Source organism: Enterococcus phoeniculicola ATCC BAA-412 (assembly GCF_000407505.1).
GTDB classification, from domain to species: Bacteria; Bacillota; Bacilli; order Lactobacillales; family Enterococcaceae; genus Enterococcus_K; species Enterococcus_K phoeniculicola.
The window spans coordinates 513,644-527,054 of the sequence record NZ_ASWE01000003.1 but is presented as its reverse complement, the minus strand read 5'-3'; the positions used below and the strand labels follow the sequence as shown (position 1 = coordinate 527,054).

Annotated in this window: 9 protein-coding genes; 1 reads left to right on the top strand and 8 read right to left on the bottom strand. The window is 37.3% G+C overall.

Annotated elements, in window-relative coordinates:
• Nucleotides 1-15 precede the first annotated feature (15 nt).
• The 8 genes from I589_RS13040 to I589_RS13005 all read right to left on the bottom strand — a co-directional run bounded on the left by I589_RS13040 (nucleotide 16) and on the right by I589_RS13005 (nucleotide 12,475).
• Nucleotides 16-1,479 (bottom strand): glycoside hydrolase family 1 protein, encoded by a 1,464-nt coding sequence (locus I589_RS13040; RefSeq protein ID WP_010768238.1) that lies wholly within the window; start codon nucleotides 1,477-1,479, stop codon nucleotides 16-18.
• 31 nt (nucleotides 1,480-1,510) lie between these two features.
• A complete protein-coding gene (locus I589_RS13035; protein ID WP_010768237.1) occupies nucleotides 1,511-3,337 on the bottom strand; it encodes a beta-glucoside-specific PTS transporter subunit IIABC in 1,827 nt (608 codons plus the stop codon).
• 447 nt (nucleotides 3,338-3,784) lie between these two features.
• On the bottom strand, nucleotides 3,785-5,632 hold the full coding sequence (locus tag I589_RS13030) for an acyltransferase family protein (RefSeq protein ID WP_010768236.1): 1,848 nt from the start codon (nucleotides 5,630-5,632) through the stop codon (nucleotides 3,785-3,787).
• A gap of 477 nt (nucleotides 5,633-6,109) precedes the next feature.
• On the bottom strand, nucleotides 6,110-6,985 hold the full coding sequence (locus tag I589_RS13025) for a YitT family protein (RefSeq protein ID WP_010768235.1): 876 nt from the start codon (nucleotides 6,983-6,985) through the stop codon (nucleotides 6,110-6,112).
• A 105-nt stretch (nucleotides 6,986-7,090) separates the two neighbouring features.
• A complete protein-coding gene (gene aspS / locus I589_RS13020; RefSeq protein WP_010768234.1) occupies nucleotides 7,091-8,860 on the bottom strand; it encodes an aspartate--tRNA ligase in 1,770 nt (589 codons plus the stop codon).
• 15 nt (nucleotides 8,861-8,875) lie between these two features.
• Nucleotides 8,876-10,174: a histidine--tRNA ligase gene (gene hisS / locus I589_RS13015; protein WP_010768233.1), complete on the bottom strand. Its 1,299-nt coding sequence runs from the start codon at nucleotides 10,172-10,174 to the stop codon at nucleotides 8,876-8,878.
• 352 nt (nucleotides 10,175-10,526) lie between these two features.
• Nucleotides 10,527-11,795, bottom strand: a complete 1,269-nt coding sequence (locus I589_RS13010; RefSeq protein ID WP_010768232.1) for an ABC transporter permease — start codon at nucleotides 11,793-11,795, stop codon at nucleotides 10,527-10,529.
• Nucleotides 11,792-12,475 (bottom strand): ABC transporter ATP-binding protein, encoded by a 684-nt coding sequence (locus I589_RS13005; RefSeq protein ID WP_010768231.1) that lies wholly within the window; start codon nucleotides 12,473-12,475, stop codon nucleotides 11,792-11,794. Before I589_RS13005 ends, I589_RS13010 begins: the two co-directional genes overlap by 4 nt.
• A 252-nt stretch (nucleotides 12,476-12,727) precedes the next feature.
• On the opposite strand from I589_RS13005, the gene I589_RS13000 reads away from it, so the two are divergent.
• Nucleotides 12,728-13,360: a pentapeptide repeat-containing protein gene (locus I589_RS13000; RefSeq protein WP_010768230.1), complete on the top strand. Its 633-nt coding sequence runs from the start codon at nucleotides 12,728-12,730 to the stop codon at nucleotides 13,358-13,360.
• The last annotated feature ends 51 nt before the right edge of the window (nucleotides 13,361-13,411 follow it).

Below are 13,411 nucleotides of genomic sequence, written 5' to 3'. Positions count from 1 at the left end.
TGATCACCCCTTAAATTAGGCATCATTCAAACTTGCTCCGTTTGTTTGAATAATTTTTTTATACCAGTCAAACGAATCTTTCTTCATACGATTATACGTCCCATTTCCCTCATCATCTGCATCAACATATATGAACCCATACCGCTTGGATACTTGAGAAGTGCCGGCGCTAACTAAATCAATAGGCGCCCAGCTAGTGTAGCCAATTAGATTTACACCCACATCAATTGCCTCTTTCATCTGCTTAAAATGTTCGCTAAAATAAGCTACTCGATACGCATCATGAATTTTTCCTTCTTCAATTTTATCAACTGCTCCCATTCCATTTTCAACAATCATTAATGGGACTTGATAGCGATCATATAATTCTATCAATGCTATTTTTAAACCTTTGGGGTCAATTTGCCAGCCCCAATCAGTGGATGGGAGATAAGGATTTTTCACACCCAGAACTGTATTTCCCGGCGTTCTTTCAGCCTCCGGATTTCCAGATTCTGCCATTGACATATAGTAGCTAAACGATAGAAAATCGACTGTATGTTTTTTTAGAATTTCACGGTCATCGCTTGCCATATTAATAAAAATTCCCCGATTTTCTAAATCCTTTTCGATCATGCTCGGATATTCCCCTTTTACCTGAACATCTGCATAAAAATTATTTTCTAAATTTTTCTTTTGAGTAAGTTCTACATCTATTGGTGCACAAGTAAGTGGGTACGTCATTAATTTTGTCAGCATACAGCCAACTTTATTCTTAGAATTTTTTTCATGAGCAATTTTTGTTACCAGTGAACTCGCAACAAATTGATGATGTAATGCTTGATAGACATCTTGTTCTTCTTTTCCTTTTTCGGATAACTCCGATAAAATTCCTGCAGTTGTAAATGGATGACGATGAATACTATCAATTTCATTGAATGTAAGCCAATAATCTACATACTCATCAAACTCATTTATACATACCGAAGCAAATCGGACAAAATCGTCAATCACTCGCCGTTCTACCCATCCATTATAGTTAATACTCAGTGACAAAGGCATTTCATAATGTGATAGAGTAACAATTGGCTCAATATTTAGACGCTTCATCTCCTTAAATACGTTGCGATAAAATTCAACACCTTTTTTATTAGGTTCTAATTCTTCTCCAGTTGGAAATAATCTTGTCCACGCAATTGATAAACGCAGTGCCTTAAATCCCATTTCTGCAAATAGAGCAAGATCTTCCTTATAACGATGATAAAAGTCGATTCCTCTTCTTTTTGGATACCATTGATCAGAAGGATCACTCATTGCTTGCTCAATCGCTTCTTTTGTGATTGATGCGTGAGCAGAATAATCCTTATTGTCCACGTGTGGTTTGTACGTAGCCACATCTGCAACAGATAGTCCTTTTCCATCTAAATTCCAACCACCTTCCACCTGATTTGCAGCAATAGCGCCACCCCATAAAAATCCTTTTGGAAATGTTTCATTCATAATAGACTCACTCTTTCTTTTCATAGTTTTTTTATTTGATTGGTGAAATAGACAATACTTCAGCAGTATTTGAGACAGTTTCATATACATGATACGAATCTACTTGATAGCTTTCTTGGTTTGTCACCACACAGATAACTGTTGGATCATAACCGGCTTCTTGAATTGCTTGTAAATCAAAATGAATCATTTTTTCTCCACGTTTTATTTTGTCTCCTACTTTAACAAATGATTCAAAATACTTGCCTTCTAATTTAACCGTATCAATGCCAATATGAAATAAAATTTCCGCTCCATTAGCCGTCTTAAATCCTAATGCATGATACGTATCAAATAACATAGTTACTTCCCCATCTTCCGGAGCAACTAATTCAGAAGTTTCAGGAACAATGGCAATTCCTTTTCCCACCATACCGCTTGAAAAAACATCGTCTTTAACTTCTGATAAAGCAATGACTTTCCCTTCAATGGGGCTTGTTAAGAATTCTTCATCTACTGATTTTTCCAAAGAAATCTCTGCCTGTTCTTTAAAGAACACTAGCACTGTCACAAAAGCAACAGCAAATGAAATAGCCAAGGTTACAAAAGCCCAGACGATGTTCATTGCGTTGTCTGCATCCACAAACATGGTAATACTTGCTAATCCAGGCCCCACTAGGGCAAATGATTTAATGGCAAATATTCCTGCAACTGCTCCACCAATTAAACTAGAAAACATCACACTATAAAGTACACGTTTATGTAAAATAGTGACACCATATAGTGCAGGTTCAGTGATGCCAAATAGTGCAGAGATGCCTGCAGAAATAGCTGTTGACCGCAGTTTGCTGTCCTTTGTTCTCAAACTCACGGCAAAACATGCACCTGATTCTGCAATGTTATGCGCTAAAGAAGCAGGTAAATAAAGTAATTCTGCTCCTAATTCACTCATAGATGATACTGCATAAGGAACCATTGCTTTATGCATGCCTGTTACTACCATTAAAGGCAAGACTGACGCTAAGATAGCCGTTGCGAGCCAGCCTAAGTGACTATATAGCCAAACAATTACGCCTGAAAACGCCATCCCAACATTGTAACCTAAAGGTCCCAAAATCAATAATGCTATTGGTACGGTAATTAATAAACTCATCATTGGAACAAAGAAAATACGAATAGCTTTAGGTGAAAAACGTGTGAACACTCGCTCTACTTGAGAATAAAACAAAACGGTCAAAATTGCAGGAAATACTTGAGAAGCATAAGCAATATTTTCAACACCAAACCCTAAGAATGTACTTCCTGAGGATAACAGTGTAGTCATCTCTGGTAAAAGAAGCGTACCTACTGCTGAAACAGCAACTAGCTGATTGACATTTAGCTTTTTAGCTGTTGTCATAGCCACCAAGATAGGTAAGAAGTAAAGTGGTGCGCCCCCTATTAAGTTTAAAATTTGATAGGTTTGACTTTCAGTACTCATCACGCCTGAAACAGAAACTAATAAGAGTAAGGATTTTAAAATTCCCCCTCCAGCAATAGCTGGAATTAACGGCTGAAAAATAGAGATAATGAAATCCAAAAAGATTGCTCCCCATGATTGTTTAGATTTTTTTCTATTCACGCCAGTAGTCTCTAATTCGCCTAATTCTTTTTGTACTTGCTTATAAACTTCAACTACATCATTCCCGATAATAACTTGGCATTGGACATTTTGTCGAACACCAATAACTCCATCAACTTTTTCTAGTTCCTCTTTTTTTACTAAATCATCATTTTTTAGCGTAAAACGAAGCCGCGTAGAACAGTGTTCTAAATGTGCAACGTTCTCTTTTCCACCAATGAATGAAACAATTTGTTTTGCAGTCTGATTAATATCCACTGATTTTCTCCTTTACTTAATTATTTTGTATTTATTGGCCAAATAAATACAAAAAAACAGGCAGAAACTAAATAAAATCAAATATGAGCATACTTAAACATATTTGTTTTTATTTAGGTCCTGCCTGCATTACCAGTCACATGCCTGTTTTATTAATTCGATACTACCATATCTTTTTTGAAAACGCAACCACTGAATTCCAATAAAATATTTACTGTTTTTTTATCCTTGCCTCTCTTTATTCCACATTTTTTCCGATATTTTTTCTAGCAATTCCAACTATAGAAGATACAAAATCAACGATGAATCCTTTAAACATCAAAACGCTTCTTTTAGTTCATTCGTCTGCTTACCTAATAAATAAAAAAAGGGGGTTGGACAGCAATGTTCAGCTCCAACCCCCAGATTCTTGGTAAAACTCAGGAAATGACCTGAGCTTTACTAAAGTTATTTTTCTACAGCTTCCAGTATCTTTGCAGAAACAAATGATACATATCGGTCCATTCCTTCTTCATTTGGATGAACCCGATCATCATAGAACCATTCATCGTGATCTTTACTGTAGTCATACCAGTCAATCACTACTAAATTATCATATTTTTTTTCTGCTTTTTCCAACATGGTATTCACTTCATTTTGCCAACGCTTTGTCGGCACATGAGTATTCACCCAATAGACATTTCTTTTTCCAATTGTCGTCATTACGCTGTCCATCTGCGCTTCAGTAAATGACCCATTTGTTCCCAACACCATCAATACATTGTCTTTCAATAACTTTTTATCGATTAAAGACTGCAGCATTGGCGGGCTATCATAGAGCTGACGACCAATTTCACCATCTACAATGATATTGGGAAAAACATCCTGTAAGTCAGCGGTAGCTCCTAGTGCGAGCGAATCCCCAAATAAGGTTAGTGGCAGATTTTTTGCTTGCTCTGCCTGTTTTGAGGTTAATTCATATTTTTTTGTTAGTTTCTTTGGATCAACTGCTTCTTGCCCTGAAGTTTTACTTTTCTCTGCAGCCTTTTTATTGGCTGCGAGTTGTTGCTGAAGCTTGCTCTGATCTGCTGTAAGCTCTGTTTCTGGTGCAATCGCCCACCCAACAACAGCGGTTAAAAAAACTAATCCTGAAACGACCAAAACCGCAATTTCTTTTGGTAAAAAAGGAGTCTTCAGACGCGCTTTCATGTTTGTAATCAACTGTCCGTAGTTAAATTTTCCTAATGGTTTTTCAATAAATCGATATGACAGCTCACTAATCGTTAATATCAGAATCAGCTCAATTAGTGTATGAAGCCAAACATGGTCTCCTAGATTAGAGATTTTTGCTTCGTAAAAAATCATAACCGGAAACTGATACAAATAAATGCCATAGCTTCTTTTTCCAATCCACGTAAAGACCGGATTCGTCAGCCACTTATTTAAACTTGCCCCTGGATGAGCAGTTACAGCGACTAACACCACACAAATGAGACTAATCAAAAACATCCCGCCATAATACATAAAGTCATAGTGTGCATCGAAAAATAAGAAAGCTAACGCAAGAAGTAAAAAGGATATGATTCCTGCATAGTTCATCAATTTCTTTGCCTGTACAGGAATTTCCTTTTTCAGCCGTGTACTTGGCCAAACAAGTGCAAGTGCACTTCCCAACCCAATAGAAAAGAAACGCGTATCCGTTCCATAGTAGACCCGTGTTGGATCCGCATTTGGTGTGTAAAGAACGGCCATCCAAATCGCAGAAGCAATAGACAGCACCATGATAAAATAAAATACCCAATCTCTTCTTTTAACAAATTTCATTAATAAATAGAACAAAATTGGCCAGATAAGATAATTCTGTCCTTCTACTGCCAACGACCAGATATGGGTGAAGGGGGACTCATTTGCAAAACGGTCAAAATAAGACATGCCATTATTTATTTGCCACCAATTATTCAAGTATACTAACGAGCTAAAGACAATCTCTCGCAAATTACTCAATAAATTTCTTTGGAACAACGTAATATAAGCGGAAGCCGTAACAAGTAAGAAAACTAAGCTTGGATAGAGCCGTTTCATCCGCCTCACGTAAAACTGACCAATATTTATTCGTTTATCTTGGTCCCATTCCTGACATAATAAGTCAGTAATTAAATAACCTGATACAGTAAAAAAAACTGGCACCCCCAGGTACCCACCCTTCATAGATGAAGGAAGTAAATGATATAATATAACGCCAATCACAGCTAATGAACGAAGACCGTCAATTCCTGTGATATAGCGGCTAGAATGCAATCGTTTTTGTTTTTCCATCGGTGATTTCCAACTTTTCAATTTATTTCATAACCATAATATACGGTTTACTTGCTAGAATAGCAATGAATTTTTTTTAATGATTCCTTTCTCTATATTCCCATAGATTCACTAAAAAAAGGAGCATATTTTACATTTTTTTATAGTCTGTCCAAATAATTTAACAAATTTTAATAATTTAAAAGAACTTTCGTTTTAAAATGGATTCGTATACTTAAAAATTCAGGCAATTTTTATATCAAACAATTTGTTCAATTTTTAACAATATTGAGTATTTCCATGATTAAACACTTCATTTAATAACGATTTTTGTATAGAACCCTGCTAAAACTATCACGTATTCATAAAAAAGGTAAGAGATAACTATCTAAGTTATCTCTTACCCTCGTAAACTCTTAATAGACGGTGGGAACAGAAAAGCAACTCCTTCTTTTTTAGAGCTGAATACTTCTGTACTGACCTCTTTACATACATATCTTAAAGATCTTCTTCATAAAATCGACCTAAAATTTGAACATTGTCGGCTATACTCACAAAGGCATGTGGGTCTGAACAACGCATGGCTACCTCTAATTGAGGTAACTCAAATCGTGTCACAACTGTCAGCAGTACCGTCTGCTTATCGTGCTTAAACGCACCTTCAGCTTCATTAATAATGGTAATTCCGCGTCGAAGCTTCTTTTGTATCTCATTAACTACTTTTTCAGGATGCTTTGTAACAATCATCACTTGCATTTTCTTTTGTTTTGTAAAGACAGCATCCGTTACTTTTCCGCTCACAAAGATGGACAGTGTGCTGTAAAACATATATTGCCAGCCAAATAAGATTCCGGCAACAAATACAATCAGTACATTAAAATAAATAGAAATTGAGCCGACAGAGCGCCCTGTTTTTTTTCGGATTGTAATACTTAAAATATCTAAGCCGCCAGAAGATAATCCATTTTTTAAAGCAAACCCAATCCCTACACCCATAACCGCACCACCAAAAATGGCACAGATAATTGGATCAGTAGACAAGACTGTCTCCGGAACAATATGGATAAAGAATGAAGTAAGCGTTACAGTAATGATTGTAAAAATTGTAAATTTTCGTCCAATTTTCAACCATGATAAAATAAATAACGGAATATTCAGCAGATATAAAGTTGTTGAGATAGGAACATTGAATCCAACAACCTGCTTTGATAACGTGGTTAAGATTTGTGCTAATCCTGTAATCCCGCTAGAATAAATGTTTCCTGGCTGATAGAAGAAATTAATGGCAACAGACGCTAATAATGCGTAGACAATGGCAACTGAGAGCTTGGTTGTGTAATCATGATGGGCCCAGCTCTCTACTTTTTTTTTCATGAAAAAGCCTCACTTTATTGATTTCTCCCCACATTATACGAGTTTTCATGGCGAAAGAAAAGGACAACCCTAGAAGTTGTCCCAAAATTTCGTGTTTTTTAATGTTTATTCTTCAATTGCTGTTACATCTATATTTAATTCAAATAATTGAAGAGGAGAAACCGTACTTGGTGCAGCAGACATTGGATCAACTGCTTTTCCATTTTTAGGGAAAGCAATCACTTCACGAATGTTTTCTTCGCCAGCTAATAGCATTGCAAAGCGATCAAGCCCCAATGCAATTCCCCCATGAGGAGGGAACCCATAGTCCAACGCCTCTAGCAAGAAGCCAAACTGTTCTTCCATCTCTTCTTTTGAAAACCCTAATGTTTCAAATACTTTTTCCTGTAAATCACGTGTATGGATACGTAAAGAACCTCCGCCTAATTCATAACCGTTTAAGACTATGTCATAAGCTTCTGCATACACTGCCGCAGGATCAGTATCCAAGAGAGGAATATCGGCTGCTTTAGGCATTGTAAATGGATGATGGGCAGAAACATACCGACCTGCTTCTTCATCGTATTCAAATTGCGGCCAGTCTGTTACCCACAAAAAGTTAAATTTACTTTCATCAATTAAACCTAGCTCTTTACCCATACGTGAGCGAATAGCCCCTAAAGCTGCAGCGACAACATTCGCTTTGTCCGCACCAAACATCAACAAGTCGCCAACTTCTGCATTTGTTACCTTTATAATATCTTCGGTAGCTTCTGTAATGAATTTTGCAATCGGACCTTTCAATCCATCTTCTTCCACTTTTAGCCAAGCGAGCCCTTTGGCACCAAATTGAGAAACGTATTGGCCTAATTGATCCATGTCTTTACGTGAATAATTGTTTGCAGCACCTTTTGCATTCAATGCCTTTACCACGCCGCCTGTTTCCAGCGCCATTTGGAACACTTTAAATTCAACATCCTTCACAGTTTCACTGATATCAATGAGCTCCATATCAAAACGTGTGTCTGGTTTGTCACTACCATAACGAGCCATCGCATCATCATACGTCATTCTTGGGAATGGTAGAGTAACTTCGATTCCTTTTACGTCCTTCATGACTTTTGCAATTAATGCTTCGGTGTGCTCTTGAATTTCTTCAGTGCTCAGGAAGGTCGTTTCAATATCCACCTGCGTAAACTCAGGTTGACGGTCTCCACGTAAATCTTCATCACGGAAACAGCGAACAATCTGATAGTAGCGATCAAATCCAGCATTCATCAGCAACTGTTTAAAAATTTGAGGTGACTGCGGCAATGCATAAAAGTGTCCCGCATGCACACGAGAAGGAACCAAATAGTCACGGGCACCTTCAGGAGTTGATTTTCCAAGATAAGGTGTTTCAATATCTAAGAAATCTTGATCATCTAAGTAATGACGAATTGCTTTTGTCGTATCATTTCTTAGCTTGATATTCTTGGTCATTTTCGGACGACGAAGATCTAAATAGCGATACTTCATACGAATTTCGTCACCGATAATCTGATCGTCTTCAATAGTAAACGGCGGTGTTTTTGCTGTATTCAATACAGTAATTTCCGTTGCCATCACTTCAAATTCGCCTGTTTTCATTTTGGGATTAATCACTTCTGCGTCACGGTTTCTCACGGTTCCTGTTATTTCAATGACATATTCACTACGACATTTATCCGCAATTTCCCACGCTTCTTTTGAAATTTCTGGGTTAAAGACGATTTGCACAATTCCTTCACGATCACGTAAGTCAATAAAAATAACGCCACCATGATCTCGTCTTTTTTGTACCCAACCTTTTAATGTAACTACTTGGCCTAGCTGTTCATTTGAAACTAAACCATTATAAACCGTTCTCTTTGCCATCCTTCATTCTCTCCCTTAATCCAATAATTCCGTCAGCATTTCATCATAAACCTCATCAAACTGCTGATAAATTTCTTCTAATGTAAAACTTTTTTCTTCTCTTGTTGCCATGACTTTAATATTGATAATCCCTTGTTTTAACTCATCTTCTCCAAGCGTTAAAACAAGCTTAGCATTCGCTTTATCTGCTGTTTTAAACTGGGCTTTTGCTTTTCTGTTCATAAAGTCACGGTCTGCTGAAAAGCCAAAGTTACGGATAGCTTGCACCACTTTTAATGTTTCAATATTCGTAGCTTCTCCTAGTCCAACAACGTATGCATCCAGTTCATTCAATGCTGGAATCACTACTTCTTCTGCTTCAAGCGTAATAAGTACACGCTCAATACCAATAGCAAAACCAAATCCTGGAGTTTCAGGTCCGCCCAGCTCTTCAACCAAATGATCGTAGCGTCCGCCGGCACAGATAGTAGACTGCGCACCCATTCCTGGTGCATCACTCATAATTTCAAAAATAGTATGCGTATAGTAATCTAAGCCTCGAACCATATTGCTATCCACTTCAAAAGGAATATCTAGCGCTGTTAGCATTGCTTTTACTTCTTCAAAATGACGGCTTGCTTCTTCGCTTAAATAATCAAGAATAGAAGGCGCATCTGCCACAAACTGCTTGTCTTTTTTGTCTTTACTATCCAATACACGTAGTGGATTTTCATGCAGACGACGTTTTGAATCCTCACTTAATTCTTCTGCGTGAGGAGCCAAGTAATCAATCAACGCCTGACGATAATTTTGACGGGTTTCCTGATCACCTAATGAGTTTATTACTAAGCGAATTTTTTGAATGCCTAACTGTTTGAAAAAATCTAGCGCCATAGCCATTGTTTCCACATCCGTTGCGGGATTTTGACTACCAAACGCTTCTACACCAATCTGGTGAAATTGACGCAAACGCCCCTTTTGAGGTCGTTCATAACGAAACATTGGACCCATATAGAAAGTTTTAAATGGTTTCGTAAACTCTGGACCAAACAGTTTATTTTCGATATAAGAGCGCACAATTGGTGCTGTTCCTTCAGGACGTAACGTAACATGACGATCCCCTTTATCATAAAAATCATACATCTCTTTTGAAACAATATCCGTCGTATCCCCTACACTTCGAGCAATCACCTCATAATGCTCAAAAATAGGGGTGCGGATTTCATTAAATTGATAATCTCTAAATAATAATCGTGCTGTTTCTTCAACAAATTGCCATTTTTCTGATTCTCCAGGTAAAATATCATTTGTCCCTTTTGGACGTTGATAACTCATAGTATTCGCTCCTCTTTTCGTTTAGATAAAAAAATTCGTCCTTGCTCAATTGAACAAGGACGAATGACTGTCATACGTGGTACCACCTAATTTTTGAAAACACCCTTTACAGGTTGTTTTCCTCTAACGATTAACGCTCGTAACGGAGTGGCTTTTCACGCACTCATCTCCAGATTGTCTTTTCAGCTACAAGTCTTAAACTGCTTTCAGCCACTGGCAGTTCTCTCTACTAAGCGCTTGACACTTACTCGTTCCTTCACTGATTTTTAATATTACTTATAAACTACTAGGAACTTCCATGAAAGTCAAGTCATTTTTAGAAAACAGTGAAGAGATTTTCAATAAAACTTGATTATTCATACCTCAATGCGTCAATAGGATCTAGTCTTGCTGCTCGGTTTGCAGGGAAAGTTCCTGCTAAGAATGCAATCAACATGATAATCACCATAATCATCAATATGGAAGGTAATGAAAATTGCACCAATGAAAAACCAGTTAACCCCTCTAAGAAAGAAGTTGCCGCTATATTATTGACAAGTATACCTGTACCCATGGCACCCAGCACGCCTAAAACAGATCCCCAGAATCCAATTAACAGAGCTTCGGCACTAAACATTAAGAAAATCTTTGAATTGCTCATCCCCATTGCTTTCATTAAGCCAATTTCTCTTGTACGGTCTTGAACAGACATATACAGTGTGTTGATGATACCAAAGCTTGCCGCTAATAATGCAATCGCACCAAACATCGTCAACACCCCTGTAATCGCATTAATTACTTGGCGAATCATGCCAATTTGATCTTCTACAGTCATCGCCATATACCCTTTATCTGACAATGTGTCTTTAAGCTTCGTTACTTGCGCTTCACTCAAATCATCTTTCATTGTAATCGTTGCCGCATAATAATTATTTTTCATTGTGTCAGGTAAATTATTCTGATTAATTTCAGAAATTTTTTCTTCTAATGCTGGATTAAATATGGAATCACCATTATTAACCAAGCTTTGTGTACGAACCCCTACAATGGTTGCCTCAATAATGGTCTGTTCTTGTGTTGCTTGTGAAGAGACTGCTAGTTTTACTTTCTTGTTAAGTGCATCCTTAGCAGAAGAAAAGCCCAAGCTTTTAATATAATCAGGTGCAATATTTATTTCATAGTCCTCGGTCTTATTTGAAACAGGACGACCTTCCTCCAAATCAATCGTTAAATCACCGGCACTTGATCCAGAGAATACATATTTTTTATCGTTTTTTGCTTGAATATAATCAACATTTAACTGTAAAAAAGGTTCGACTTTCTCCACATTTTTCATAGAGGTCATGTCTTCCATATCTTTTTTTGTAATCATATCCGGCACAGCAGATGATTTATCTTCACTGTATTCCTCAGGTCCGTCTGTCGGGTTGCCCATCCCTGAATTGCTTTGGACAATTAACATATTTTCTCCACCAACACCGTTTACCTGCTTATCAATGTAATCATTCACACCGATATTAACTCCTGTAGTCAATGAGATAGTAAACGCCCCAATGAAAATAGCGACGATGGTTAAGATTGTTCGCCCCTTATTTCTCCATAAATTTGAACTAGCTGATTTTAAGATATCTGTAATTTTCATGCTGCACCCCCGGAAACAACTTCCCCATCTTTAATATAGATTTGACGATCACATCGCGCCGCTAATTCTGAATCATGCGTCACAACAATTAATGTAATATTTTTTTCTCGATTTAAATTGAATAATAATTGCTCGATTTTTTCACCTGTTGCAGAATCTAAATTGCCTGTCGGCTCATCTGCAAAAATAATCTCTGGATTGTTCACCAATGCCCGGGCAATACATACACGCTGCTTTTGTCCACCAGATAAATTATTGGCTTTATTCTTTGCTTTATCAGTTAATTCAACCGCTGCCAACGCCTCCATCGCCATTTGCTTTCTCTGTTTTGAAGAAATTCCCGAAATCTTCAAAGGAAGCAAGACATTTTCTAATACGGTATCTTTTGGATTCATAAAAAATTGTTGGAAGACAAACCCAAATGTTTCATTCCGCACTTTATTTAATTCTTTTTTCTTAACTTCTGTCGTATTTTTTCCAAGTAATAAAATTTCCCCAGATGTCGGTTTATCTAAAAGTGCAAGAATGTGCATAAGAGTGGATTTTCCTGAACCACTTTTTCCTACAATTGCTACGGATTCTCCTTTTTCAATGCGAATATCGACACCCTTCAAGGCCGAAAATGTCGCTTGCCCTGTTCCATAAATCTTTTTTAAGTTCTTTGCTTCAATAACTGTCATGTTATCCTCCCTATGTATCGCTTTTTCACTACTCTTTTATTCTCACATACCCAGCCATTCTCGAAATGGTCCTTTAGACCGATTTTACCCTACACCTATTTTCCGATATTTTTCAGTGATTTTTCATTTATACTCCGTTAAAAAAACGCATAAACACGACGATTTTATATTCATTTTTGAATTACTTTTTCATACACAGAGTTTGCTACCAGAATTTGCTATAATAGAAGAAAACGAAAAGGAACTGGATTTATGAAAAAAACAACTCCAGCTGCACCCATCCTTCCCGCTTTAACGAACAGCGATATTTATCTTGAAGACGAGGCGATCTTTCAAGGGATTCATGCAGCCGATTTAGATTTAAGCTATGACACATGCAGTAACCTAGTCATTCGTGAAGCCCATTTACAGCGGCTGGTCATGCAGCGAACACAGCTAGAACGATTTGAATGTAGTAATGTCATTTTTGAAAATTGTGATTTATCAAATTTGGAATGGATTGCTGGCAGTTTTCAGCAAGTTTTGTTTAAACAATGTAAATTAACCGGAACAAATTTTGCCGAAAGCTACCTTAGAGACTGTCAATTTGACAATTGTCTTGCAACACTTTCTTCTTTTAGTAATACAAATCTAAAAACCGTTACGTTTTCAAACTGTGAGTTAACAGACAGTGAATTCGTTGAAGTTACTTGGAAGCAGCTTGTACTTGAAGAAAATCAGCTCACTGGCTCTAGCTGGTTTCACACAAAGCTCGCTCACTTGAATCTTTCAACCAACACATTTGATAGTATTGCGCTTTCTCAGGAGTGGATGAAGGGGCTGATTGTCAATCAGGAACAAGCCATTGTGATTGCAATGGGGTTGGGGTTAGTGATAGAGGATTGACCCTGAAAAGGCAACAAAAAACCGAATGCACGGTAGGAAAAGCTACGAGCA

Coding starts and splice junctions, on each gene's coding strand:
- I589_RS13040 (WP_010768238.1), bottom strand. CDS start 1,479: ATGAATGAAACATTTCCAAAAGGATTTTTATGGGGTGGCGCTATTGCT.
- I589_RS13030 (WP_010768236.1), bottom strand. CDS start 5,632: ATGGAAAAACAAAAACGATTGCATTCTAGCCGCTATATCACAGGAATT.
- I589_RS13025 (WP_010768235.1), bottom strand. CDS start 6,985: ATGAAAAAAAAAGTAGAGAGCTGGGCCCATCATGATTACACAACCAAG.
- aspS (WP_010768234.1), bottom strand. CDS start 8,860: ATGGCAAAGAGAACGGTTTATAATGGTTTAGTTTCAAATGAACAGCTA.
- hisS (WP_010768233.1), bottom strand. CDS start 10,174: ATGAGTTATCAACGTCCAAAAGGGACAAATGATATTTTACCTGGAGAA.
- I589_RS13010 (WP_010768232.1), bottom strand. CDS start 11,795: ATGAAAATTACAGATATCTTAAAATCAGCTAGTTCAAATTTATGGAGA.
- I589_RS13005 (WP_010768231.1), bottom strand. CDS start 12,475: ATGACAGTTATTGAAGCAAAGAACTTAAAAAAGATTTATGGAACAGGG.
- I589_RS13000 (WP_010768230.1), top strand. CDS start 12,728: ATGAAAAAAACAACTCCAGCTGCACCCATCCTTCCCGCTTTAACGAAC.